The 25,825-nt window shown below is 36.3% G+C and carries 21 protein-coding genes; 12 read left to right on the forward strand and 9 right to left on the reverse strand.

The features are described 5' to 3' along the window. Positions 1-3 precede the first annotated feature (3 nt). The 6 genes from B3D98_RS07285 to B3D98_RS07310 form a co-directional block, all read right to left on the reverse strand. A complete protein-coding gene (locus B3D98_RS07285) occupies positions 4-1,272 on the reverse strand; it encodes a TRAP transporter large permease (protein WP_048391134.1) in 1,269 nt (422 codons plus the stop codon). Further along, positions 1,253-1,750 carry a TRAP transporter small permease gene (locus tag B3D98_RS07290; protein WP_048391136.1) on the reverse strand — a complete coding sequence of 166 codons (498 nt, stop codon included), beginning with the start codon at positions 1,748-1,750 and terminating at the stop codon, positions 1,253-1,255. Before B3D98_RS07290 ends, B3D98_RS07285 begins: the two co-directional genes overlap by 20 nt. 245 nt (positions 1,751-1,995) lie before the next feature. Beyond that, positions 1,996-3,042: a DctP family TRAP transporter solute-binding subunit gene (locus B3D98_RS07295; RefSeq protein WP_066038083.1), complete on the reverse strand. Its 1,047-nt coding sequence runs from the start codon at positions 3,040-3,042 to the stop codon at positions 1,996-1,998. 57 nt (positions 3,043-3,099) lie between these two features. Further along, the gene (locus B3D98_RS07300; RefSeq protein WP_066038082.1) at positions 3,100-4,134 is read right to left on the reverse strand and encodes a DctP family TRAP transporter solute-binding subunit; all 1,035 of its coding nucleotides are present in this window, start codon (positions 4,132-4,134) and stop codon (positions 3,100-3,102) included. A gap of 280 nt (positions 4,135-4,414) precedes the next feature. Continuing rightward, positions 4,415-5,083 (reverse strand): response regulator, encoded by a 669-nt coding sequence (locus B3D98_RS07305; protein ID WP_066038081.1) that lies wholly within the window; start codon positions 5,081-5,083, stop codon positions 4,415-4,417. Further along, complete coding sequence (locus tag B3D98_RS07310) at positions 5,080-6,567, reverse strand: ATP-binding protein (RefSeq protein WP_083225408.1); 1,488 nt, start codon at positions 6,565-6,567, stop codon at positions 5,080-5,082. The genes B3D98_RS07305 and B3D98_RS07310 overlap by 4 nt, the downstream gene beginning before the upstream one ends. A 915-nt stretch (positions 6,568-7,482) precedes the next feature. On the opposite strand from B3D98_RS07310, the gene B3D98_RS07315 reads away from it, so the two are divergent. Together B3D98_RS07315 and B3D98_RS07320 are read left to right on the forward strand one after the other, a co-directional pair. After that, positions 7,483-8,751 (forward strand): L-lactate MFS transporter, encoded by a 1,269-nt coding sequence (locus tag B3D98_RS07315; RefSeq protein WP_004226054.1) that lies wholly within the window; start codon positions 7,483-7,485, stop codon positions 8,749-8,751. A gap of 270 nt (positions 8,752-9,021) precedes the next feature. Then, positions 9,022-9,714, forward strand: a complete 693-nt coding sequence (locus B3D98_RS07320) for an AIM24 family protein (RefSeq protein WP_036118779.1) — start codon at positions 9,022-9,024, stop codon at positions 9,712-9,714. Positions 9,715-9,755: 41 nt separating this feature from the next. Here B3D98_RS07320 and B3D98_RS07325 read toward each other — a convergent pair whose 3' ends face one another. Further along, positions 9,756-11,006, reverse strand: a complete 1,251-nt coding sequence (locus B3D98_RS07325; RefSeq protein WP_048393473.1) for an NAD(P)/FAD-dependent oxidoreductase — start codon at positions 11,004-11,006, stop codon at positions 9,756-9,758. Positions 11,007-11,293: 287 nt separating this feature from the next. Between B3D98_RS07325 and asnB the strand changes: the two genes are divergently transcribed. The 4 genes from asnB (at position 11,294) to B3D98_RS07345 (ending at position 17,430) form a co-directional block, all read left to right on the forward strand. Beyond that, a complete protein-coding gene (asnB, locus tag B3D98_RS07330; RefSeq protein WP_048393475.1) occupies positions 11,294-13,144 on the forward strand; it encodes an asparagine synthase (glutamine-hydrolyzing) in 1,851 nt (616 codons plus the stop codon). A 262-nt stretch (positions 13,145-13,406) separates the two neighbouring features. Continuing rightward, positions 13,407-15,020 carry a putative polysaccharide biosynthesis protein gene (locus B3D98_RS07335; protein WP_081011001.1) on the forward strand — a complete coding sequence of 538 codons (1,614 nt, stop codon included), beginning with the start codon at positions 13,407-13,409 and terminating at the stop codon, positions 15,018-15,020. A 10-nt stretch (positions 15,021-15,030) separates the two neighbouring features. Beyond that, on the forward strand, positions 15,031-15,744 hold the full coding sequence (locus tag B3D98_RS07340) for a pseudouridine synthase (RefSeq protein WP_288582092.1): 714 nt from the start codon (positions 15,031-15,033) through the stop codon (positions 15,742-15,744). A 168-nt stretch (positions 15,745-15,912) separates the two neighbouring features. After that, positions 15,913-17,430, forward strand: a complete 1,518-nt coding sequence (locus B3D98_RS07345) for a diguanylate cyclase (protein ID WP_288582094.1) — start codon at positions 15,913-15,915, stop codon at positions 17,428-17,430. Between the two features lie 58 nt (positions 17,431-17,488). Here B3D98_RS07345 and B3D98_RS07350 read toward each other — a convergent pair whose 3' ends face one another. Both B3D98_RS07350 and B3D98_RS07355 read right to left on the reverse strand, forming a co-directional pair. Continuing rightward, on the reverse strand, positions 17,489-18,658 hold the full coding sequence (locus B3D98_RS07350; protein WP_004226066.1) for an MDR family MFS transporter: 1,170 nt from the start codon (positions 18,656-18,658) through the stop codon (positions 17,489-17,491). Positions 18,659-19,053: 395 nt separating this feature from the next. After that, on the reverse strand, positions 19,054-19,275 hold the full coding sequence (locus B3D98_RS07355) for a DeoR family transcriptional regulator (RefSeq protein ID WP_004226074.1): 222 nt from the start codon (positions 19,273-19,275) through the stop codon (positions 19,054-19,056). 357 nt (positions 19,276-19,632) lie between these two features. On the opposite strand from B3D98_RS07355, the gene pepV reads away from it, so the two are divergent. From pepV to B3D98_RS07385, 6 genes are all read left to right on the forward strand, one after another. Next, positions 19,633-21,039 (forward strand): dipeptidase PepV, encoded by a 1,407-nt coding sequence (gene pepV, locus B3D98_RS07360; protein WP_288582101.1) that lies wholly within the window; start codon positions 19,633-19,635, stop codon positions 21,037-21,039. Positions 21,040-21,066: 27 nt separating this feature from the next. Beyond that, a complete protein-coding gene (gene dat / locus B3D98_RS07365; RefSeq protein WP_103118672.1) occupies positions 21,067-21,921 on the forward strand; it encodes a D-amino-acid transaminase in 855 nt (284 codons plus the stop codon). 223 nt (positions 21,922-22,144) lie between these two features. After that, positions 22,145-23,149 carry a nuclease-related domain-containing protein gene (locus tag B3D98_RS07370; protein ID WP_288582103.1) on the forward strand — a complete coding sequence of 335 codons (1,005 nt, stop codon included), beginning with the start codon at positions 22,145-22,147 and terminating at the stop codon, positions 23,147-23,149. Positions 23,150-23,152: 3 nt separating this feature from the next. After that, positions 23,153-24,082: a diacylglycerol/lipid kinase family protein gene (locus tag B3D98_RS07375; protein ID WP_257960547.1), complete on the forward strand. Its 930-nt coding sequence runs from the start codon at positions 23,153-23,155 to the stop codon at positions 24,080-24,082. Between the two features lie 96 nt (positions 24,083-24,178). After that, the gene (trmB, locus tag B3D98_RS07380) at positions 24,179-24,829 is read left to right on the forward strand and encodes a tRNA (guanosine(46)-N7)-methyltransferase TrmB (RefSeq protein WP_016991781.1); all 651 of its coding nucleotides are present in this window, start codon (positions 24,179-24,181) and stop codon (positions 24,827-24,829) included. Between the two features lie 11 nt (positions 24,830-24,840). Further along, on the forward strand, positions 24,841-25,704 hold the full coding sequence (locus B3D98_RS07385; RefSeq protein ID WP_048393489.1) for a YtnP family quorum-quenching lactonase: 864 nt from the start codon (positions 24,841-24,843) through the stop codon (positions 25,702-25,704). Positions 25,705-25,825: the final 121 nt, after the last annotated feature.

Below are 25,825 nucleotides of genomic sequence, written 5' to 3' on the forward strand. Positions count from 1 at the left end.
ACCTTATTTCATTTGCTCTGGTAACCAGAGAGAAAGTTGTGGGATTAAGACAACAAGTGCTAAGAAGATAATCATTAAAATGATAAACGGTATAACGCCTTTTACCACTTCCCCAAGTTTTTCTTTTGCAATACCGCTAACCACGAAGAGATTCAATCCAACTGGTGGAGTGATCATTCCTAATTCCATATTAATCGTCATAATAATGGCAAAGTGGATTAAATTTATATCGAAGTGTGCAAGGATTGGTAATAAAATTGGTAAAGTAATTAGAATAATGGAGACGGCTTCTAAGAACATACCCATGATAAAGAACAAAATATTGACAACTATCATAAAAATCCACTTATTTAAATCACTTTCTGCAATCCATGCACCCACTTGCTGTGGTACTTGTGCATTTGTTAAATAGAGTCCAAATAACGAAGCGGCACCTATTATTAAGAAAATCATAGCGGTAATATTAATAGATTCTACTAATACTTCGCGGAAATCCTTTAGCTTCATTTCACGATAGATAAACAAGGATACAATAAGACCATAGAAAACAGCTATCACCGCTGATTCAGTTGGTGTCACAACTCCTGAATAGATTGTTCCTAAAATTAAAAAAGGTAAAAATGCTCCCCAAATGGCTTTTAAAGATTTACGCCCACGTTCTTCCCAAGAAGCTGGTTGATCTCCATTAAATCCATTGCGTTTCGCATAAACGATAGCAGCAATAATTAAAATTCCTGTTAAAGCTAATCCAGGAAGAACCCCAGCCATAAATAACTCACCAATTGATTGCTCCGAGGTGATACCATAAATAATTAGTGGAACACTCGGTGGTATTAAAATTCCTAATGTACCACCTGCTGCCACAAGTCCCATGGAATAACGTTTTTTATAGCCTGCTGAAATCATTGCAGGGATCATAATAGAGCCGATTGCTGCTGCTGTGGCAGGTGAAGAGCCTGAAATAGCGGCAAAAATAGCACATGCAACAATTGTAACAACTGCAAGACCACCTGGAAGGTGCCCAATCCATGCACGTAAAGCTTCAATTAAATATTTTGATATCCCACCGCGCGCCATTAATACGCCAGCCAGCACGAATCCTGGGATGGCCATCATAGGGAAGGAATCTAATGCAGTAAAAATGCGCTGTGGAATCATATTCATATTAAAATCTATTTGGAAGAACACTAGAATTGTCGAAAGTGCTAAGCTAATAGCAACAGGTACGCGTAGAAATAATAGCAAAAAGAAACTAAGTAAGAGGATTAGCATATTCTTCATCCTTTCCTCGTAGAATATTAACTAATCGTTCTACGAATCTTAGTAAAAATAAAATACCTGAAAGAGGTAGGACTAAATATACAATCCACATTGGAATCCCGATATCAAGTGAAACCATACCAGATGTATAGCGATTTTCCACTAAAACAAAACCATAGTACGTGTAAATTAAGCAAAAGGCGATGCTCAAGCCTGTTGCTACTAAATCTAATAGACGTTTTTTCGATGGCTTTAATTTGTCATATAGAATATCCACCTGTATATGCTGATTGTGGCGAAGGGCTAAGCCAAACCCCAAAAATGTACCCCAAATTATAGAATAGCGTGCTAATTCCTCTACCCATGCTTGTGGTTCATTAAATATGTAGCGCATAATAACCCCATAAAAAATGAGCACGACACCTGCTACGAAAAAAATTCCAGCAAGAATTTCTTCTAAGTAGCCCCATATTTTATAAACGGCCTTCATGTTGTAGCCTCCTTTATTTAAAGTTAAAAACGGATGCTTTTATTCCCACTGTAAATGTTGCTGTTTGAAGTGAGCTTCTTAGCACCCGTTTGTAAGTAAGCGATATACTAATAAAATTATTGATATTGACGATAACTCACTACTACGGGCAACTTCCTAACAAAGAATACCCAAGAAATTGTTGCGATTTCCTATTCCTTACATCAACTAATTGTTGGAATAGTAAGTTTTTTTAAGAACCATGTTTATTTTAAATCACGAATACCATTAATTAGTTCTTCTGTGATAACATCAGTAAACTCTTCATAAACTGGTTCCAGTTGTTTTTTGATGGCTTCTTTTTCAGCATCTGATAGCTCAAGGACTTCAATACCAGAGTTTTTAATGTTTTCGAATGATTTTTCGTTTTCTTCCGCAGCTAAATCCCAAGCTAACGTTGTTGCCTCATTTAATGATTCTTCAACTGCTGTCAATAGCTCTGAAGGTATTTTTTCCCAGAATGTTTTGTTTACAAAGATAGCATAGTCTAGACGACCATGTTCAGATACGGAGAAGTATTTTTGAACTTCTTGATATTTTTGAGTATCAAAGTTATTAAATGTGTTTTCTTGTCCATCTACTGTTCCTTGTTGTAAGGCAGCGTACGTTTCACCAAATGCAATGGTCGCAGAACCAGCATTCAAAGCTTTAAACTGCGATTCTAAAACTTTACCTGCTTGTGCTCTGAATTTTAGTCCTTTAAAATCGTCCACTGTCACAAGTGGATGTTTGTTATTGGAAAAGTGTTTAAAGCCATTTTCCCAGAACACGAGACCTTTAATATCGTTAGCTGCTAGTTGGTCAGATTCTAGAATCAGTTTTGCAACATCTGAATTAAAGAACTTACGAGCATGCTCTTGATTTTCAAAAAGGTATGGCATATCAACATATTGCCAACGAGGATCGATTTTTACCATTTTCGTTACAGAAGGAGCAATCATATGCACATTTCCTGATACTAAGGCATCTAATTCATCATTATCTCCATATAGTTGTGAGGATGGATAAACCTCAACGTTCACTTTACCTTCTGTTTTTTCATCCACTAGTTTTGCAAATGCCTCAGCTGCTTTACCTTTAACACTATCAATTGAAGTTACATGAGAGAATTTAATAACAAGAGGTTTTTCTTTGGTGTAGCCACCATCTCCCTCAGCTGCTGGAGCAGAAGCTGCTTCTTTTTTGTCGCCACCACAAGCCGCAAGTACTAGTAAAAGCAAAGCCATGAATGACATGAAAAGCCATTTTTTCATTCTATATCCCCCTAAAATTTATATTTATAGTTAAAAGGGCAACCTTTTAAACCCTAGTTAATGAAATTGATTTTTAGGAAGTGCCTCAATATATTTAAAACCATAATTTTCTGCATAATAGTCGTATACAGGTTTAAAGGCGTTCTCCCAATCCTCTATTTCTTCCTCCGTTAAATAATGAATTTGTATGCATTGACATGCTTCCATTTCCTGAAGTCTTTCCGTACTTAAATTCTCTGCTTGTTGCCACTCCCATTTTTGTACTTCCTCAAGAGTATCAATCAAAAGCTCCTGTACATTTTTAGGGAGGGAATTCCAAAATTCATTATTCATTAATAACAAATAGCCTAGATAACCATGATTACTAATAGTTAAGTAATCTTGAAGTGAATGTAGATTTTTGCTTGTAATATTAGTGAGCGTATTTTCTTGCCCATCAACATTGCCTTTTTGTAGTTGATGGAAGACCGTATTAAAATCAATTCGTCTAGGATAGGCACCGGCAATGGAAAATTGCTCTGCTAAAATATCACTTGGCATTATTCTCATGCGTAAACCTTGTAGATCAGTTAAGTTTTGGATGGGACGAATACTATTACTTAACTGTTTAAAGCCACTATCCCATACGCCCATCGAGATTAGATTGTGTTTATTTAATCTCTTCATTAATGATTGTCCAACTTCGCTTTCAACATATGTATGAACTTCTTGTGCATTTTTAAATGCATAAGGTAAATCCATGACAGACCATTCGGGTACAAACGTAGTAATTTTTGAAATGGCAGGGGCAATCATCTGAATATCTCCTCTTAAAAGAGCATTCATCTCCTCACCATCCTTGTACAGTACACCATTCGGGAAAACTTGAATTTCTACATGACCATTACTTCGTTCCTTAATAAGCTCTGCAAATTTAATTGCTGCCATTCCTTTAGGGGTGTTTTCACCAACAACATGTGAAAAGCGAATGACAATTTGTTCTTCATGACTTAATTGCTCATTGTCAGTTGGATAGGTCTGCTGTTGACAACCTATGAGGATGGTTAAAAAACATAAGTTTAAGAAAAGTACTTTTATAGGGTTACGCCACATGTTAATTCACTCCTAACTGTATAAGATGTGAACGCTTTCTATTGTATTTTATACGAATAAATATTCAATATTATGGTTATAATGAACATTTTGGTATTTATGGTATATAACAATTAGTTATATTGATAAATTGTTATAATACAAGATAATTGCTAGAGAAAAAAGAATCTGCTTACTTTTCTTTTATTAATGTGCATAGTAAAGCATCATAAACCTATGCATAATAAGAAAAATAGCAGATTCTATATGAGTTTTTATTTTAATAACTATTTATGCTTAACTATTTTATGGAATAATATTTCGTTGGTCGTCCAACTGTTCCATATTGTAGTTCAATGCTAACGGTTCCTTTAGTTGCTAAAAAATCTAAATATTTCCTAACTGTGACCCTTGCCATTCCAACATTTTGAGCCAGCTGCTCGGAGGTTATAGCTACTCGATATGTTGTTAAATAATCTAATATTTGTTTCATCGTTAAATTGTTTAAGCCTTTAGGTAATTCATTTGACTCTTGTTGTATACCTAGCCAACTATCAATATCCTCTTGATTGAAGGCTGTGCAATTAGTAAACAATTTAGAGCTATTTTTATATTGCTGTAAAGCTTTTTCAAAACGTTCGAAGCGAAAGGGCTTAATGAGATAATCGCTTGCACCAAATCGTAAAGCCTCTTGAACAGTCGGTGCATCTCGCGCAGCAGTTATCAGAATAATATCTGAGGGAATCCTTTCTGAACGGAGTTTTAAAAATAAATCCATACCGGTCATATCTGGTAAAAACATGTCTAGTAAAATTAAATCTGGTTTTTTCACTTTAATTTTTTCGTAAGCATCACGACCAGTGATAGATTCGCCTACAAGCTGAAAACCAATCATTTTATTTAAAAAACCTTTATTTATTTCAAGCACCATTGGATCATCTTCTACAATAAAAACTGAAAGTTTGCTCATTGTTCTTCTATCACCCCTACCTCAATAGTAATATTTGTACCGATATTGACCGTTGATTCAACTTGTATATTTCCGTTATTAGATTCTACAATTTGTTTAACAAGTGCAAGGCCAATACCATGTCCTTCCTTTTGTTTGGTAGTAAAACCATATTCGAAAATTCGTTGCGGTAAACCTATTATCCCCAAGCCACTATCCTGTACTTCTATATATAGATAATGCTTATCGCCAATTAACGTTAATCGTACATCTTTATACGTACATTCAAAGCATGCTTCCATCGCGTTATCAAGCAAATTTCCAATTATAGTTACCAAATCACCACTAGAAAAACCGCTCATAATATCGGCTAGCTTTGAATCATCATCAATGGTCAGTTCCACGCCGAGTTCTTTTGCTCGCGAGTACTTCCCAAGTAGTAAACCTTGAATTGAGTAATCAAGTATTTTATCATGTAAAATTTGTATAATTTCCTCTTCATCCGTAATTTCATCAATAATAAGACTCAGAGCTTCATCATTACGATCTAGTTGAATTAATCCTGCAATACTATGTAAACGGTTCATATATTCATGTTGTTGAGCTCGTAAGGAATCCACAAGCATTTTAATCCCTGTTAATTCTTCAGCTAACATATTTGCCTCTTTACGATCCGTTAACATTATAAGATATCCGGCATTTTGATCTAAAATTCGAATAGGGAAGGTGCGTACTAAATACATCTGGTCATGTATAAGTAGAGGTCTATATATTTCATGCTGCTGTAAAATGTCTTCCGCAAGCCATGTCCCATTAAATAATTCTTTGCGAGAAATACTCTGTTCAAAGAAATGAGTATATTGCCTTGCGAGGCGGTTAATAAATGATACATTACCTCTTTCGTCGGTTGCTAATATACCAATATCCATTGCCTGTATAATGCCAGATCGCTCTTCCACTAAGCGAGCGATTTCGTATGGCTCTAAATTAAATGTTTGACGCTTTAGGTGATTAGCCACCCAGACTGAACCACCTAATCCAATAGCTAGTCCCCAAAAAAGAGAAATCAATATATCAAATTGATATTCATCTAGTAGGTTGTACCATTTTGGGGTGAGTAACCCAACTGTAATAACACCAACTTGTTGTGTACCTTCTTCATTCATTATAGGAACGAATGCACGGATGGAATAGCCAAGCACTCCCTGAGCTTTTGATATGTATTCATGCTGTGAAAAAGCTTCTATTTCGTCTCCACCCTCAAAAACTGTGCCAAGTTTGCTCTCAGAAGGGTGAGAATAGCGGATTTTCTTCATATCAATAATCACGATATAATCAACATCAGTTGTTAAACGAATTCTCTCTGCAATGGGTTGAATAACTTCAAATCCATTCGGTTTCCCAACATTATTTTGTACATCTGTCAGTTGTGAAACGGTTCTCGCAATAGCAATGGCTCGTGCTCCAAATTCTTTCTCAAATGCACCCGAAAGGTTATGGATCATGATAGCACCACTTGTTGCTATAGAAAAAAGGACAATAATAAATGAAAAAATAAACATTTTTAGACGTAAAGATATATTTTTCATAGACATATAAAAGAGCGATAGCTATTAGCTTTCTTTTATACATTCATCACCCCAATTCTACAAAATAAGCATGTTTACCTTAAAACCTGCTAAAAATTCTTAGTTTATACTAAATTACCATAAATAACAAAGCTGTTGTAATACAAGATTTGTTGAAGAGTATTTTTTTTATTGTGTAGTATAACAAAACAAATGATAAATATGATTTATATTGTTGTAGTGGCGTACATATGCCAGAAAATTGCACTCTAATATATATATTTGAATAATAAAAAATATTTCACTTTCAATAAATAATTTGAAATATACATTGATTGTATTGTTGATTTTTTAAATAAAATAAAAAATATGGAAATAAAAGACGGGAATCAGCTTTTTATTCATACATATAAAAGTGAAAATCTTGTAGAAAATAGTTTCGAATTTCTCTTCTGTTCTTAAAAATTCTAGCGTAAATAAACTAAAGAAAACGTTCTTTCTGTAGATAAATAATAGAATTAATATTCTAATTAAGATTTTATTCATAAACAGTATGTGAATATATACACAAAAATAATTATTTAAGAATAATTAATATATAACGATAAAGTAGAGTAGAAAAATAATAAAATCTAGTATATGCGGATTTTTTAGTTTGTAAAACTTCATTTTTCTTAGAGGCTGTAAGATTTGTTTGATTTTAATTTTTAAGAAAAGAATGAAAAACTTTTTGGAGAAATAATATTTTTTAGAAAAACATCTTGCATTTGAATAATTCTAAGTGGTAAATTGTTTTACATGGACGTTCATAGAATTTTCACAGGTAGCAAAAGAGGGGAGAAATGAGAATTTATGAATAAAAATAGATGGTTAATTGCATTATCTGCAATCGCTATTCACCTTTCAATCGGTGGAGCCTATGCATACAGTGTATACAAGCTACCGATTGTCACAGAAATGGGATGGAGTGAAACAAAGGTAACGATTGCCTTTACCATTATGATGGGATTAGCTGGTTTCTCAGCTGCATTATTTGGTAGTTTAGTAGAAAAAATGGGACCACGTAAATCGGCGATGGTAGCAGCTGTCTTATTTGGAGCAGGACAAGCTGGTGCTGGTGTAGCCATTTCAATGGATTCTGTTGTTATGTATTGGTTAACATATGGTGTTCTTAGTGGATTAGGAATGGGGATTGGCTATATTGCACCTGTATCAACACTTGTAAAATGGTTCCCAGACCGTCGTGGTCTAGCAACAGGTATGGCCGTACTTGGTTTTGGATCGGGTGCACTTATTACAGCACCAGTCGCAGCCAACTTAATGGAGGCAGTTGGCATTTCTACAACATACTTTATTCTAGGGGCAAGTTACTTCACGTTAATGATTTTAGGGGCTTCATATATAGCACCACCTAAGCCAGGTTATATGCCTGCTAATATGAAAGCAGCTGCCAATAATGGTAAGGACGTAGTTAAGAAAGATTTAGCTGTTATGTCAGCACGAGAAGCTGTTAAAACAAAGCACTTCTGGATGCTTTGGTCCATGCATTTAGTTAATGTAACAGCAGGGATTATGATGATTTCTGTTGCTTCACCAATGGCACAGGAAATTGTCGGTCTATCAGTAGCAGGTGCTGCCGCAATGGTAGGAATTATGGGGTTATTTAATGGTGGTGGTCGTTTAATCTGGGCCGCTGTGTCTGATTATATCGGTCGTTCTAACGTTTTCGTTATTTTCTTTACTGCACAGCTAATCACATTTATCGTTTTACCACATACAACTAACGTAATTATTTTCCAAGCACTTATCTTCTTAGTTGTTAGTTGCTATGGTGGTGGGTTCTCAAATCTACCTGCATTTGCAAGTGATTTATTTGGCACAAAGCAACTTGGTGTGATTCATGGTTATTTATTAACAACGTGGTCATTGGGTGGAGTTTTTGGACCATTGTTAGTAAGTGCAATCAAAAATGCGTATGGAAGCTATATTCCGGTATTCTATGTATTCGCAGGTTTAATCGCAGCTTCGTTGATTATTTCCTTAACGTTACGTGCAGATGTACGTAAGCAAACAGCTTTAAAAGCAGCGCAAAATGTTGGAGATGTATCTGCTACACAATAATATGAACTTTCAATTTACTATATAGGTGTCATTTCGTGGATGGCACTTATATAGTTATTTTTTTTGAAGTGTTTGTTATATAACAATTGTAATTTCTTTGTTTAATGTATAACAGCACATGTCTGATGTCAATAACATTACTGGAAATAAAGTGATTTCGTAATTAAAAGAGAAATTTTGTAACGAAATTCATGATGAGGAACAAACTATTAAAAATTGAATCTTTTCTCAAAGAACAACGTATATAAAGTAATTAGGGAGGGATCAATCATGGGGAAATTTTCTTTAGATGAATTTGTTCATAAAACACAGCAGGACGATAATGAGAATGATTATTTTGAATTGGAAACTGAACGTGTATTAGAGGTTAATCTAAACGGTGAAGTGTGGTCAAAAATGGGCGCAATGATTTCCTATACAGGTGATATTAAATTTGAACGTGAGCGCGTCTTGGAGCATGGTCTTGGCAAAATGTTTAAAAAGGCTTTAACGGGTGAAGGTACGCAATTGATGAAAGCTAGCGGAAAGGGCAGACTCTACTTAGCGGATCAAGGAAAGAAAGTAACTGTTTTTGATTTGAAAAACGACAGTATTTGTGTCAATGGCAATGATTTACTTGCCTTTGAGCCTAGCATCGAATGGGATATACGTTTGATGCGTAAAATGGCTGGCATCATGTCAGGTGGTTTATTTAATGTAACCCTTCAAGGAACAGGGAAGGTTGCGATTACAACTCATTTTGAACCACTGACATTATTAGTGAAACCAGGTGAAACAGTATATACTGATCCGCATGCTACTGTCGCATGGTCAGGCAACTTAACACCTGAATTTAAAACAGATATTAGCTTCCGTACATTTATCGGCCGAGGCAGTGGAGAATCCATCCAGATGGCGTTTTCTGGTGAGGGCTTTGTCATTATCCAACCATTTGAAGAAGTTTATATGTCTAGTGAAAGCTAAAAAAGCGTGTCCGTTGTTCCACGGACACGCTTTTTCTCCTATTATAATGCCGCATGCATTCCTGCAATACGTCCCGTTACGAGGGCTGAAGTGATGTTATAGCCGCCTGTATAGCCATGAATATCAAGAATTTCTCCACAAAAGAACAGTCCTTCTTTTTTCTTTGAGGCCATTGTTTTTGGCTCGATTTCTTTTACAGAGACACCGCCACCTGTTACAAACGCCTTATCAAGTGACTGTGTGCCACTCACTGTTAACGTGAAGTTTACTAGTAAACGTGCTAGCTGACGAATTTTCTCTTGGGATAATTCAGCGCCCGTCAATTGAACATCAATATGTGCTCGCTCACATAGGAACAAGAGCCATCGTTCAGGTGCTATGCCTTTCCAAACATTTTTCACAGCCTTTTTCGGATCTTCTTTTATTAATTTATTTAAATATTGTAGACATGTTTCTTCATTATAATGTACCAGTGTTTGAATACGCATTGTCACGGGCTCATAGCCTGTTTTCATTAATTCTTTCACAACGAATTGACTACAACGCAAAATAGCAGGACCACTTAAACCAAAATGGGTAAAGAGCATATCCATTTGATGGGTGACGAGTGTCTTGCCTTTTTTATTTAGCACGGAGACAGCAACATCACGCAATGCTAGTCCTTGTAGTTCACGTGCTTGAATAAAATCTTCTTTTGAAATAACAGGGACTTCTGTTGGGAATAAGGTAGTGATTGTATGACCCGCACGTTCAGCCCAAGGATAGCCATCACCTGTTGAGCCTGTTTGTGGAACCGCCTTGCCCCCAACAGCTACAACGACTGCTTGACTACGGACTTCGGTGCCATCAGCAAGACGTACACCCAAAATTTTATCTTCATCCATTAGAAGCTTACTGACAGCTGTGTGTAAACGAACTTCAATATGAAGACGTTGTAGCTGTCTAATCAGCGCATCAACGACATCTTGTGCGCGATTGGATACAGGGAACATTCTACCGTGGTCCTCTTCCTTTAGGGCGACACCAAGCCCTTCAAAAAATGCAATTATATCTTCATTATTATAAACGGTAAATGGACTATAGAGAAAACGGCCATTACCGGGTATATGTTTCACAATTTCTTCAACAGGCAAACGATTTGTAACATTACAGCGTCCTCCGCCAGAAATGGCCAATTTCTTGCCTAGTTTTGTGCCTTTTTCTAACAATAACACCTTCTTTTTGCGCTCTCCAGCAGCAATCGCCGCCATTAAACCAGATGGGCCACCACCAATCACGATTACATCATACATAGTTAGAAACTCACTTTCTGTTCAAATTAGGAATCTTTCCTATTATACATGAAGTCTATATAGAGAGGGACTTTCTTTGACATTGAAAATAATAGAAAAGTGTTTTATAATTCTTTATCTCTTCTTTTGGGATGAAGAGCTTATACAGTAGAATGAAACACAATATTCTTTGTTATACAATTGGATGAATGAAAGTTTTCCTTTATTAGCATTGTCAGCATGAAATGAATGTCTTTTCATGCTATTATGGTAAAGGTTATGCACTAAATTATGAGGTGAAAAATAGAATGTGCGGATTTATAGGTTATATTAATGGAACAAATGTGATTGATCATCATCAGACGATAGAAAATATGATGAATACAATTATTCACCGCGGACCGGATAGCGGCGGTATTCATAGTGACGATAAAGTAACGTTAGGTTTCCGTCGATTAAGTATTATTGACTTATCAGACGTAGCGAATCAACCATTATATAGTGAAGACGGCAATATCGTGCTTGTATTTAATGGAGAGATTTTTAACTTCCAAGAGCTGCGTGCAGATTTAATTGAAAAAGGTCATACGTTTAAAACGCAGTCAGATAGTGAAGTCATTATTTATGGCTATGTAGAATATGGCGTAGATTTTGTGAAGAAACTGCGTGGGATGTTTGCCTTCTGTATTTGGGATAAAAAGAATGATTTACAGTTCATTGCGCGCGATGGCTTTGGAATCAAACCATTGTATTACTCTGAGCATACAACAGACGGTACGTTTATTTTTGGCTCTGAGATTAAATCGTTTTTACCACACCCATCATTTATTAAAGAGTTAAATAAACAGGCACTTCGCCCCTATTTAACATTCCAGTATTCATCTATGGATGAAACATTCTTTAAAGGTGTCTTTAAATTACCACCAGCTCACTATATGCTGATACAAAATGGACAAAAGCAAATCGTGCAATATTGGGATAAAAAATTCCATGCAAAAGAAGCACCAATCGAAAAATATATTGAAGAAATTCGTTCAACTGTTAAAGAATCTGTAGAGGCTCATCAAATCAGTGATGTAAAAGTTGGTTCATTCTTATCGGGTGGTATTGACTCTAGTTATATTACGTCTTTATTACGCCCAGATAAATCCTTCTCAGTCGGGTTTGCGGACTATGAAGATATGTTCAATGAGACAAATCTTGCAAAAGATTTATCAGATACGTTGAATATTCAAAATGAACGTAGATACATTACCGCAGATGAGTGCTTTGAAGCGCTACCTAAAATTCAATGGCATATGGATGAACCACAATCCAATCCATCTTCAGTGCCACTTTACTTCCTTTCGGAGCTTGCTTCAAAAGATGTAACGGTTGTTTTATCAGGTGAAGGTGCTGATGAAATTTTTGGTGGGTATGCTTGGTATCAAAACTCAGGAAGAATGCAAAAATACGAAAAATTACCATTAGGTCTTCGTAAAACATTACGTGGAATGGCAGAAGCCCTACCGAAAAATCAATACACGAATTTCCTTATTAAAGGTGCTCAAACAGTAGAAGAGCGTTTTATTGGGGAAGCGGTAGTTTGGGATGAAGTGGATGCTATTAATGTTTTAAAGCCAGCTTATAAAAATGCCCCATCTGTAAAATCGATTACAAAACGTATTTATGATGAAGTACCTGGCGATGATGATGTGACAAAAATGCAGTATCTAGATCTAAATCTTTGGATGCCTGGTGATATTTTATTAAAGGCAGATAAAATGAGTATGGCACACTCAATTGAATTACGTGTACCATTTTTAGATAAAGAAGTAATGGAATTAGCGAAAAATATTCCTTCAAGATACCGTGTGAATGATATCGATACAAAATATGTTCTACGTCAAGCTGCGCATCAGGAATTGCCAGAAGAATGGGCAAAGCGTCCGAAACTCGGATTCCCAGTGCCAATTCGCCACTGGTTACGTGAAGAAAAGTATTACAGTATGGTAAAAGAAATGTTTACAACTGACTTTGCAAATGAATTTTTTGATACAAAACAATTAGTTGGCTATCTAGATGAGCACTACGAAGGGAAAGCAAATCGCGGTCGTTATATTTGGACAGTTTATGTATTCCTAGTATGGTATAAAAAGTTCTTTGTGGACATGGTATAAGAAATACCTAATCGGTGGGGATGTTCAATTCCTCACCGATTATTTTAAGGCCTTTTTTCATCAAGTTTCTTTATGAATGAACTTTTTGGTGTTTTTATGCGTCTCATTTCCTATAAATATGTTAAGATTACAGTTGGTTTACTTTATTGCTCTTAGAGTGACAGCGCTTGCATATCGTTTGTTTTAAAACGAAAAAGTTTTATAAGTATGCTTTGAAGTGTTACGATAATAATATTGATTTTACAATGAATGGATGGGTATGATGTCCAATTTAATGAAAGGTACTGCGATATTAACAATGGGGATGTTTTTATCGAAGGTACTCGGATTAATTTATATTTTTCCGTTTTATGCAATTGTTGGCGAGAAGAACATTGCGCTTTACCAATATGCATATATTCCCTATTCAATTATGCTGGCAATCGCCATTTCAGGTGCGCCAATAGCCGTCTCTAAATTTGTATCCAAATATAACGCAATGGGAGATTATCAATCGGGTCGCAAGCTGATGAAATCTGGCATTCTTATTATGATGATGACTGGCTTTGCAGCATTTATTGCCCTCTTTCTACTTGCTACGCCAATTGCAGGGCTAGTTATTAAGAGTGAGGAACAGGTCTTTACAGTTGAACAAATTGCTTCAGTAATACGATGGGTTAGTTTTGCCTTAATCGTAGTGCCATTTATGAGTCTATGGCGGGGCTTCTTCCAAGGCTACGACAAAATGGAGCCTACTGCCGTTTCACAATTGGTGGAACAAATTGTGCGGATTGTTGTGTTACTTGGTGGGTCGTTCCTAGTGGTGATTGTGTTTAAAGGAAAACCAGAGACAGCCATCTCCTTTGCTGTGTTTGCTGCATTTATCGGGGCAATCGGTGGATTAGGTGTTCTTTATTATTACTGGAAAAAATATCAGCCTGAATTTAACTTATTACGTAGCCAAAGTGTGACTTCCACACAGCTACCAATGTCCAATATTTATAAAGAAGTGATTACCTATTCCATCCCAATGGTGTTTGTAGGGGTGGCGAATCCGTTGTTCCAATTAGTCGACATGCTTACGTTTAATGGAGCAATGACGTCCATTGGTTTAGCAGAAGTAACAGATACTTATTTATCGATGATTAACTTTATGACACATAAAGTTGTTATCATCCCTGTTATGCTAGCGACTGGATTTTCGATGGCGCTTGTACCAACAATTACAAAATATTTTACACAGGGGGAGTATTTAGCGCTCCGCCATGCAATGGATAAAACCTATCAAATTTTAATCTTTATTACATTGCCAGCTGTGGTTGGTATTTCTCTATTAGCCAATGAAATTTATTTTATGCTTTATTCAGAAAGCGAAATGGGAGCAACCATTTTAGCGCATTATGCACCTGTTGCGATTTTATTTGCGTTATTCCAAGTCACAGCAGCCTTACTTCAAGGAATTGATTTTCAAAAGTGGATTGTTTTTAGCTTATTATCTGGAATTTTCGTAAAGCTAGCATTAAATATTCCTTTAATTCGCTGGTTAGAGGCTGATGGTGCTATAGTAGCTACAGCTATTGGCTACAGTGTTTCGATTATCATTAATATGCTTGTGTTACGAAAAACGTTGAATTATCGATCAGAAATGGTTGTGCGTCGTGTCATGCTAATTGCTTTATTGACAATGGCGATGGCCATTAGCGTGCTGATTGTGCATAAATTATTGGAATTACTAATGGGACCAGTTGATAGTAAATTCTCAGCATTACTATTCTCAATTATTTGTGCGGGTGTTGGTGCGGCTGTTTATGGCTTTTTATCATTACGCCTAGGTTTAGCCCAAAAGCTATTAGGTGAACGATTAACCCGTATTATGAGTAAACTGGGATTGAAATAGGAGTGGAACGATGCGTTTAGATAAATTACTAGCAAATATGGGGTACGGCTCTCGTAAGGAAGTAAAGCAGCTATTAAAACAAAAAGCAGTCACAGTAGACGGTGATTATGTCAAGGATGCAGCTTTACACGTAGACCCAGAAAAGCAAATTGTATCAGTGTTTGGAGAGCGCGTTGTTTATACAGAATTTGTTTATTTTATAATGAATAAACCGCCTGGTGTTATTTCTGCCACTGAAGATTTAAGAGATGAAACAGTCATTGATTTATTAGAGCCATTACACCAGCATTTTCAACCGTTTCCTGTTGGTCGATTAGATAAAGACACAGAAGGATTGCTGTTATTAACAAACGATGGTCAATTAGCTCATAATTTATTGTCTCCCAAAAAGCATGTGCCAAAAGTTTATTACGCACAGATTGAAGGCGTTGTGACAGAAGAAGATGCCGAGAAATTTGCAAATGGTGTTGAGCTAGATGATGGCTATGTTACAAAACCTGGAAATCTTGTGATCTTAAAGTCTGCACAGCAATCTGAAATAGAGCTAACGATTCAAGAAGGCAAGTTTCATCAGGTAAAGCGAATGTTTGAGGCTGTAGGAAAACGTGTAACATATTTAAAGCGTATTTCCATGGGAAGCCTGAAATTAGATGAAAATCTAGCGTTAGGTGAATATCGTGAGCTCACTGCTGAAGAGCTAAACGGTCTACAAAACAATCATTAAAACATATTATTCCTCGATGCATCACATAGCATCGGGGATTTTTATATACAGTAATATGACTGTAACTGTATAATATGAAATGAGTTATTGTGATATAGTCATAGAATGTATCATATTTTGAAATATTCCCCAAAAGACGATGGTATAAAATAAGTAGAGGACAATTAAATGAAGAACCTGCGTATTAAATTATTACTATCTCTAATAGCATTTGCAGTCATACTTGTTGCTGTTATTTCATATGTGAACCGACAAATACTGGTAACAGAGATAGAAAAGCAAGTGAGCATGAATAAAATATTAATTGAAAATCATATTTTAACAGATATGCAAACTGTCGATGATGCCCATTTTTATTTTGATAATAATATTTCAGATAAAATGGAACAGGAGCTTAGACAGCTAAAAAACTATTACCATGAAAACCCTAATGTAGCTACTTGGGATTTGCAGCAAATGAAAAAGAAACATGGTATGGATATTTACATAGTGGATCAATCAAATACAGTAGTTTACACAACTTTTGCCAAAGATATTGGCTTGGATTTCTCGCTTTGCTGTCAACGTTTTTCTGCTTTATTAGATGAACGGCGCGCTAGTGGCGAATTTTTTACAGATGGACTCGATATTTCAACATCAACAGGTGAATATCGAAAATTTGGCTATCTGGCAACACATGATAAGAAATATTTGCTCGAGTTAGGTATAGACCTACTAAATGATCCTGTCTTCCAAACCTTTAATTTTGAGAAAACTGCACAGTACTTAATAGGTAAGTATATTGATTTAGTGGATGTGCAAGCTATTAATGCAGGTGGCGTTTTCTTTAATGATTCGAGATCGAAGAGAATCACTGTACAGGAGCAATCTAAGAAATTTCAAAAATACTTCGAGCAAGCTAAGAAAACAATGGAGCCAGTTGAGTATGAAAAGGCCTTAGACAATGGTTATATAGAAACACATCGTTTTCTGCCCTATGAAGCAGAGACAGTGAGAGGGGAGTCATCCAAAAGAATTGTCTATGTGAAATTTATCAATTTCACTAAAATGGAAGCTCTCCAAAAAAATACAAAGCAATTTTGGATCTTACTGTCTATTGCTCTACTAACATCCTTTATTATGCTATTAGTTATTAATAAAATTTTATCTAAAACAATACACCTAGCTACCTTCGATCCGCTAACTGGTGTCTACAACCGTGCTACATATATTAGGAAAATTGATAATTTATTAAGAAAAAGAAAAATGAATGTGCCAGGTTTATTGTTAATTGATTTAGATAACTTTAAACAAGTAAACGATCAATTTGGTCATGTAGAAGGAGATCATATCCTCATTGAAACAGCGAAAATTTTAAAGCATGTTGTGAAACAAAGTGGCTTTGTTGTACGCTTCGGTGGGGATGAATTTGCCATTGTTTTATACGATACAACAGCGGAACAGATGCAGCACATAGCAGAGGACATTTTGACTCAAATAAGGTCAGTTAGATATGATGGCCAAGCTAGCGAGAAATGGTCTGTGTTGTCTGTGAGCATGGGCGGAGCCATTTATAATCATGCTGAGGATACAGAAATGAGCTTATTTGAACGTGCCGATAAAGCGCTTTATCAATCAAAAAATGCTGGTAAGGATCAATATTCTAGTTTTGCAGAGGTCGCTGCTGACGAGGATTATATTAGTTAAAAAACGCCCCATTCTATCGATAGCATAGTTAGCTATTCTGATAGCAATGGGGCGTTTATTAATGAGCAGCTATTTTTGTTCTATAAAAGATACAACTACATAAAACAAGAACAGCGATGACTGGAAACATAGCGTTCATATAATGAGTCAAGAGCCAACCGCCTATTATTGGGCCAATAAAGCCACCTAAATTTTTAAATTGTGCAGCACCTAAATAGGTTGCCTTTTGAGTATCTGGCGCAATTTCATCAATCATAACATTCATTGTAGGGAAGGCAAAGATTTCACCTATGGTAAAAATAATCATGGCAATGATATAGAGCGTATAATTATTGGAGAATCCAAACATACATAATCCAATAGCAAAGAACAGTACACCTACTAATAATGTTGCTGTAGATGAAAAGCGCTCTGATACTATACTAATAGGTAATTGTAGTAATAACACAACTGCTGCATTGAGAGAGATTAATAACGAATAAAGTTTCGCACCTTCATCAATTTTTAATTCGATAATTTGTGGTAGCGTTGAGTCAAATTGCGAGTAACCAATATTGATTAAAATGGCACCCAATATAAAGCTAAGCAGCACACGATTTGTCAAAAGAATTGTGAATGTACTGAGTATTTTTGTTTGTGTAACCGCTTTGGGTTGCTGCATTTGATAGCGATTTAACACAAAAAATAAAAAGACTGCGTAAATAATATACATCATCCCTGTCAGCATAAAAGGGATACTTGGACTGGAGAGCTGTGAGATATACACGCCAATAATTGGACCAATAACCGCTGCAATATTAATGGCTGTATAACGTAAGGAAAATAGTCTTTTTCGTTTATCGGCAGGTGTAAAATCAATCATCAATGCCTGTGTGGAAGGTTCAAAAAATGATCGACAAAGTCCATTCAAAGCATTGAATAGGATAAAAAGCCAAACAGCATGAACCGTTGCAAAGCCAAAGAACACAAGACTCCAAACGATAATTGTTAATAGAATAACGCTTTTTCTACCAAAGCGATCTGTTAAATAACCCCCGAAAAATCCACCTACTGTGGAAATGAGCGGCGCGATGCCAATTGTCAATCCAATTTGTAAGGGAGAGGCTTGAATTTCATTATGTAAATAAATTGCTAAAAAAGGCATTGCCATAAAGCTTGCAATACGTGTAAAAATTGTTCCACCTAAAATAATCCAAACTAATGGATGAAACAACTTTGACAAAGTCATATAAAATCCTCCTCTCAACATTTAGAATGTTTCGAGTTTAACGGATTGTTAAGCAACTGTAAATAGTTAAAATAATCTTGAAAGAGCACAGAGCAGATAATGGCGTGCAGATTTATGTTGCTATGCTAAGATGTGAAGCTTAGATTGAAGGGTAAAGGAGCAATGTAAATAATCGTTTTATATAGATGAATGGAAGTAAGATAAAAATCATTGCTTTGCATAGATAGATGACTGAAAAAGTGATGTAAATAATTACTTTACACAGAAAGCAAGCTGGAGAAGTCAGTAAGCAAAGTGGGAAAAAAATCTAAAAATCTTCTAACGACAAAAAAGAATGACCCCGACGAAAGGTCATTCTTTTTCCATACACAATGCTTTACGTACAAAACGTAAAACTAAGACGTTAATTTTACTTTTTTCTTCGTCGTTGTCCATCTGCCTCGACTTGGACTCGTCACCAAATCGTTAAAGGCTAACACGTTCAAATCTCTTTGAACGGTGCGAGGAGTGATACTAAACTCTTCGACTAAATCCTGTGTAGACACGGTTCCTTTGTCTAAAATAAACATGTACACGTCTTTAATACGATTAAGCATTCGATCAGTAGTTGGTTTCATTAAATGAACCACTCCTTCATCTTAATTCTCTTGGCAAAGACTAGCGGACGACAATATGTGCGGAGTGCACTTAGGCTAATAAGTAGCTGCCTTAGACATCCCCTTTTCTAATTTTATAGTCAGAACAATTATTCTGATAACTTTATTATATAGAAAAACTACTTAATTTTCTAGTGAATGCAAGAGAAATTTACAATTAATATATAAAATTTATACTGTATTTTGTGGGAATACGTGAAAAACGTGCTATATATGGTAGTGACAGTAGAAGTTACTGAAAATAGTTGTCAGAAAGCTGATTGTCATATATGTTGTAAGGTGTAGAATAATGCTAATACTTTGAAGGAGGTACATGGTATGGATTGGTTACAAGCTGCAAAAGAAAGGCAAGACGAATTAATACAAGAGTTACAGGAGCTTGTGCAAATAAATAGTGTGCTCGATGAGGATACAATAACTACTGAAGTACCTTTTGGGGATGGTCCACTTCAAGCGCTTGAATGGTTACTAGCAAAAGGTCAAAGTGAAGGCCTGCTCACGAAAAATGTTAATAATTATGCTGGACATATTGAAATGGGAACTGGTGAAGATTTACTTGGTATTTTATGTCATGTTGATGTTGTCCCAATTGGAGAAGAAGCAGATTGGACTTACCCTCCTTTCAGCGGCACAGTAGCTGATGGTAAATTATTTGCACGTGGTGCGATTGACGATAAAGGGCCTACGATTGCGGCATGGATGGCCATGAAACTTGTGAAAGATGCAGGTATTCCGTTAGAAAAAAGAGTACGAATGATTATTGGTACAGACGAAGAAACAGGATTCCGCTGTGTCGACCACTATTTTAAACAGGAGGAAATGCCGACAATTGGTTTTGCACCAGATGCGGATTTCCCGCTCATCAATGCAGAAAAAGGCATTGCAGAGCTTGTGTTCTCTCAAAATAAAGTGGGTGATGCAACGAAAGAACAGCTACTACTATTTAATGCAGGAAAGCGCCCAAATATGGTACCTGATTTTGCAAAAGCAATAATTCAGCACGTAACAGCATCATTCGAACAGAATTTTCAAACATTTTTAAGTAAAAATCAGCTAGAAGGCTCTTTATTAATGGAGGAGTCTCGCTATATAATAACTATCAAAGGTAAAGCAGCCCATGCAATGGAACCAGATAAAGGTATCAATGCAGCTGTTTATCTTGCAGCATTTTTACAACAAGAGTTGACGACAGAAGCAAGTAAACAATTTGTCGACTTTATTGCAGATGTTTTTTATCAGGATCATTATGGTAGTCAGCTCGATCTGCAGTTTGAGGATACAATGTCAGGACAAACAACATTAAATCCAGGGATCGTAAGCTATGATGTCTATAAAGGCGGCAGTTTAGTAATTAGTATGCGCTATTCAGTTTCCTATCCATTCGATGAAAAAATAACAGCAGCACAACGCTTAACGGTAGAAAAAGGGTTTTCTCTAGATATACAAGACGACTCCAAGCCACATTATGTCAGCGAAGATGATCCATTCATCCAGACATTAGCAGCTATCTATAGACGTCAAACGGGAGATACAGAAACACCTTTATTATCAACTGGTGGTGGGACGTATGCACGTGTGATGAAAAAAGGCGTGGCATTTGGCATGCTCTTCCCAGGGGAGCCAGATGTAGCGCATCGAGCGGATGAGTTTGTTGTCGTTGAAAACCTTGTAAAAGCAGCGGCAATTTATGCTGAAGCAATTGTTGAACTTGCAGGAAAAAAATAACTCAAAGACGAAAAGGATGAACAAAACATGGCATATTCATTATGGAATGATCAAATTGTTGAAGAAGGATCCATTGCAGTATCACCAGAAGATAGAGGCTATCAATTTGGTGACGGTATTTATGAAGTAATCAAAGTTTATAACGGAAATATGTTTACAGCACAAGAGCATATTGATCGTTTCTATGCAAGCGCCGAAAAAATTCGTCTTGTTATTCCTTATACAAAAGACGTTTTACACAAATTATTACATGAGCTGATTGAAAAAAATAATCTTGATACAGGGCATGTTTATTTCCAAATTACACGTGGTGCCAATTCACGTAATCACGTTTTCCCAGATGCAAGTGTTCCAGCTGTATTAACGGGTAATGTGAAAGCTGGTGAACGTGCATATGAAAACTTTGAAAAAGGGGTTAAGGCTACGTTTGTAGAGGATATTCGTTGGTTGCGCTGTGATATCAAATCTTTAAACTTACTTGGTGCAGTATTAGCAAAACAAGAGGCAGCTGAAAAGGGCTGCTACGAAGCAATTTTACATCGCGGGGATATCGTAACAGAATGTTCATCAGCAAATGTTTATGGGATTAAAGACGGTAAGCTTTATACACACCCAGCAAATAACTTCATTTTAAACGGTATTACTCGTCAGGTCATTTTAAAATGTGCAGAGGAGATTAGTTTACCTGTAGTTGAAGAACCAATGACAAAAGCTGATTTATTAACAATGGATGAAATTATTGTATCTTCTGTATCTTCAGAAGTTACTCCTGTTATTGATGTGGATGGAAACCAAATCGGTACTGGTGTGCCAGGTGAATGGACGCGTAAATTGCAACAAGCTTTTGAGGCGAAATTACCACTTTCTTTGAATTCAAAATAAAAGAACCGTTTAAGAGAACTATCGATAAGGGTAGTTCTCTTTTTTATGGATGTAATGTTTGGTATCGTCATGTAAAATAAAAAGGATAGTAATGAATAATTTTACAGATTGAAATTTGTAGAATAATTGTCGATGTATTGAATACAATGCCTCTTTTCTACCAAAGCAATCTAGATAAAAAGAGAACTATAGATATGGTGAGTAAGAATGGAGTGACCTTTACATGGCACAATTGGTGAAATTACAAGATTACATTTCACGCTATCAAATTGATTTAGCGAGATACCCAACACAATTTGTGCGCTTGAAGAAAAACCAATGGGAGCGCATTAAGCGACAGTGGGAGTTGGGAGAAGATATTAGCGAGTGGCAACATGTCGACAATGAGGTGGAAGCGGAGGCTTACGAGGAAAAAGAACGTTTTACCTTCATAAAAAAATGGTTTGCTGGACGGCAAAAGGAAACAACAGAGGATGTTGAAGAAGTAGAAATATCAAATGAGCTTGTCAGCGATGAGGATATAATTCCTGAAGAAGAAACGACGCTCACATTTGAACCTAAAATTGTGTATGCACCACAATCCATCCATGAGTTGAAACGAATGTTTATTGATCAGTTCTTTCATTTTCAAATGAAATGGGCCAGTTCAACATTACGGGAAAAATCATATGTAGATCCTCGCTTCATGCGTGACTCATTGCTCCGTATGCTATTGCAAACATTGCCAGATAATTATCTATTGTTTTATTATCCAATACTACAAATTAGAAAAGCACCTATAGAGCTAGATGTAGTGTTAATGTCGCCGACAGAGTGTATTTGTATTACGGTCTTAGAGGCTGAAAATCAAGCTGTATATGTAGGTGGCAGCGATCGCTTCTGGATTAAAAAAGTAGGGACGAAGGATTTTAAAGTTTTGAATCCAACGATTAACTTAGGGCGGATGGAATCGGTACTGTCGCAATTATTTAAACAAGAGGATATTGATATGCCCATCCGTAAGGTTGTGCTATCTCGTAATGGGTATTTTGATTATCCTGGTTCACCATTTGGGGTACGCTTTGTTGATCGTCGAAATTACCATGAATGGATAGAGCATTTAAGAAAAGTTTCCTCTCCTATGAAGCATATGCAAATCCGAGCTGCACAGACAATTTTAAATACGGTCCAAACCACCTCCTTTAACCGAGATATATGGCAGCAAGCATCTCAGCCAACAGAGGAATGATGTATGAACGTTCTATTTATTGTCAATGAGGCCGCTGGGAATGGAAAAGGAAAAAAAGTTTGGCTCCAACTTCAAGAGCAACTAACGATTTCCTATCAAGTGGCTTTTACTGAATATGCAGGACATGGACAGGAAATCGCTCAACAATGGGCACACCAGCAACAAGAGAAGAAATTGCTTGTCGTTGTTGGTGGTGATGGCACCATTCATGAAGTAGTTAGTGGTGTTATACATAATAAATACATCATAATTGGTGTAGTTCGTGCTGGCTCTGGTAATGACTTTGCACGTTATTTTCATACCTTTTCCAATGCCCAGCAAATCGAGGATTATGTAAAGACTACCTTGGCTAATGTAAGAATGGATGCAGGGATCGTTCAGATTGATAATCAACGAAAAGAAATATTTGTTAATAATGCTGGCATAGGCTTCGATGCCTTTGTGACAAAATCAATTAACACTTCTCGTCTTAAGTTTTATCTCAATAAGATTGGATTAGGGAAACTTTCGTATGCTGTCGCTGTAATTAGAGGGTTATTTCGCTTTGAACGCTTTGACATAACGATACGTTCAGAGGGACAGGAATGGCAATTTCAGCAGACGTGGTTTGTGGCGATGAGTAATCAACCTTATTTTGGAGGCGGCATGAAAATATCACCTGCCGCAAAAGCAGATGATGGGCAAGTGGATATCACAATTGTACATGGTATTTCTCGTATCAAATTATTACTGGTATTTGTCACTGTGTTTTTTGAAAAACATACAAAATTTAAGGAAGTTACTTTTTTACAGGGGCAGGTCTTTGATCTTATCGTAGCAGATAAGGTTGACTGCCATACGGATGGTAATTATATTGGCATTGTCAATCAAGAGACCAATATCCACTGTACAATACAACAAAATGCTTGGCAGGTTATTGTTAAGGATTCATAAAAATATCATTGTGCAATAATTTCATGCGAATTATAAGGGAATACGTTATACTATAAAAAAATCAATAATTTCACAAGAAAGAAATGAGGAACAACATTGAGATTAAGAAATAAGCCTTGGGCAGAGGAAATGATTACAGATCACCCAGAGGTGATTATTCCAAATCCTGAAGACTTTAAAGGAAATTGGCAGGCTGTTTTCGGCAATGACAACCCTATTCATATTGAAGTAGGGTCTGGAAAAGGACAATTTGTGACCGGTATGGCTTTGCAAAATCCAACAATCAATTATATTGGCATTGAACTTTACGATAGTGTGATTGTTTGTGCACTAGAAAAAGTGCTAGAGGCAAAATCTCCAGCGAATTTACGTTTACTAAAAGTAAATGGCGCAGATTTATATAAATTCTTTGACAAAAACGATGTATCACGTGTATACCTGAATTTCTCAGATCCTTGGCCAAAAACACGACATGCAAAAAGACGTTTAACGCACGGGGATTTTTTGAAATTATATGAGTCGATTTTAGTGGATAATGGGGAAGTCCATTTTAAAACGGATAACCGAGGTCTTTTCGAGTATTCTTTAATCAGTATGTCTGAATATGGGATGTTATTAAAGTATGTATCTCTCGACCTGCATGCAAATATGCCAGAGGATAATGTGATGACAGAATATGAAGAGAAGTTTTCTGCGAAGGGGCAGCCGATTTATCGCTTAGAATCGCAATTTATCACTAAATTGTAGGGGGAATATGGATGGATCAGTTACAGTTTCACAATATGTCATTATCATGGCTTAACGGGGGTGTTACGTGCCTAGATGGTGGTGCGATGTTTGGTGTTGTACCAAAGCCTCTTTGGTCCCGCAAATATCCAGTCAATGAAAAAAACCAAATTGAATTACCAACAGAACCTATTCTTATTCAATTTGGGGGCAAAAACTACCTTATTGATACGGGTGTTGGCTTTAACAAATTAAATGAAAAGCAGCTACGAAACTTTGGTGTAACAGAAGAATCTTCGTTAGCTGATAGCTTACAAGAGTTAGGATTAACGACAGCAGATATTGATGCAGTGTTAATGACGCATTTACATTTTGATCACGCTGGGGGGTTAACACAGTGGGAAGGGGATGTACTTGTACCAACTTTCCCAAATGCCAAGATTTTTGTAACGAAAATTGAATGGGATGAAATGCGTAACCCCAATATCCGTTCTAAAAATACTTATTGGAAAGAAAATTGGGAGCCAGTTCAGCATTTAGTTGAAACCTACGAAGAGTCATTGGAAGTAGTACCTGGAATCGAAATGCTTCATACTGGTGGTCATAGTGAGGGTCATGCTGTCATCAAGCTAACGCAAAATGATGAAGTGTTATTGCATATGGCAGATATTATGCCGACTCATGCTCATCAAAATCCATTATGGGTATTAGCCTATGACGATTATCCAATGACAAGTGTATTTGCAAAAGAGCGACTGATGAAAGAAGCCCTTGCAAATAACTATGGCTTTATTTTCTATCACGATGCTTATTACCGTATGATTCGATGGGATGAGTCAGGCAAAGAGATTGTGGATAAACTAGAGCGTAGTAGACAAGCTGTTATTACATTTTAATCGAGCAAGCAAAGGCGAGGTATTTGGCATATAAAATGTCAATACCTCGCGTTTTTGTTCGTGAACAGGATAGAAAATATGATACACTTAACACGATACTAAAATACAAAAGAGAGTTGAA

The sequence above is a fragment of the Lysinibacillus sp. UBA5994 genome (assembly GCF_002429725.1).
In the GTDB taxonomy this organism is placed as follows: domain Bacteria; phylum Bacillota; class Bacilli; order Bacillales_A; family Planococcaceae; genus Lysinibacillus; species Lysinibacillus capsici.

Coding starts and splice junctions, on each gene's coding strand:
- B3D98_RS07350 (WP_004226066.1), bottom strand. CDS start 18,658: ATGACTTTGTCAAAGTTGTTTCATCCATTAGTTTGGATTATTTTAGGT.
- B3D98_RS07335 (WP_081011001.1), top strand. CDS start 13,407: ATGTCCAATTTAATGAAAGGTACTGCGATATTAACAATGGGGATGTTT.
- dat (WP_103118672.1), top strand. CDS start 21,067: ATGGCATATTCATTATGGAATGATCAAATTGTTGAAGAAGGATCCATT.
- B3D98_RS07295 (WP_066038083.1), bottom strand. CDS start 3,042: ATGAAAAAATGGCTTTTCATGTCATTCATGGCTTTGCTTTTACTAGTA.
- B3D98_RS07340 (WP_288582092.1), top strand. CDS start 15,031: ATGCGTTTAGATAAATTACTAGCAAATATGGGGTACGGCTCTCGTAAG.
- pepV (WP_288582101.1), top strand. CDS start 19,633: ATGGATTGGTTACAAGCTGCAAAAGAAAGGCAAGACGAATTAATACAA.
- B3D98_RS07305 (WP_066038081.1), bottom strand. CDS start 5,083: ATGAGCAAACTTTCAGTTTTTATTGTAGAAGATGATCCAATGGTGCTT.
- asnB (WP_048393475.1), top strand. CDS start 11,294: ATGTGCGGATTTATAGGTTATATTAATGGAACAAATGTGATTGATCAT.
- B3D98_RS07300 (WP_066038082.1), bottom strand. CDS start 4,134: ATGTGGCGTAACCCTATAAAAGTACTTTTCTTAAACTTATGTTTTTTA.
- B3D98_RS07315 (WP_004226054.1), top strand. CDS start 7,483: ATGAATAAAAATAGATGGTTAATTGCATTATCTGCAATCGCTATTCAC.
- B3D98_RS07375 (WP_257960547.1), top strand. CDS start 23,153: ATGAACGTTCTATTTATTGTCAATGAGGCCGCTGGGAATGGAAAAGGA.
- B3D98_RS07290 (WP_048391136.1), bottom strand. CDS start 1,750: ATGAAGGCCGTTTATAAAATATGGGGCTACTTAGAAGAAATTCTTGCT.
- B3D98_RS07355 (WP_004226074.1), bottom strand. CDS start 19,275: ATGAAACCAACTACTGATCGAATGCTTAATCGTATTAAAGACGTGTAC.
- B3D98_RS07370 (WP_288582103.1), top strand. CDS start 22,145: ATGGCACAATTGGTGAAATTACAAGATTACATTTCACGCTATCAAATT.
- B3D98_RS07385 (WP_048393489.1), top strand. CDS start 24,841: ATGGATCAGTTACAGTTTCACAATATGTCATTATCATGGCTTAACGGG.
- B3D98_RS07285 (WP_048391134.1), bottom strand. CDS start 1,272: ATGCTAATCCTCTTACTTAGTTTCTTTTTGCTATTATTTCTACGCGTA.
- B3D98_RS07320 (WP_036118779.1), top strand. CDS start 9,022: ATGGGGAAATTTTCTTTAGATGAATTTGTTCATAAAACACAGCAGGAC.
- B3D98_RS07345 (WP_288582094.1), top strand. CDS start 15,913: ATGAAGAACCTGCGTATTAAATTATTACTATCTCTAATAGCATTTGCA.
- B3D98_RS07310 (WP_083225408.1), bottom strand. CDS start 6,567: ATGATCCATAACCTTTCGGGTGCATTTGAGAAAGAATTTGGAGCACGA.
- B3D98_RS07325 (WP_048393473.1), bottom strand. CDS start 11,006: ATGTATGATGTAATCGTGATTGGTGGTGGCCCATCTGGTTTAATGGCG.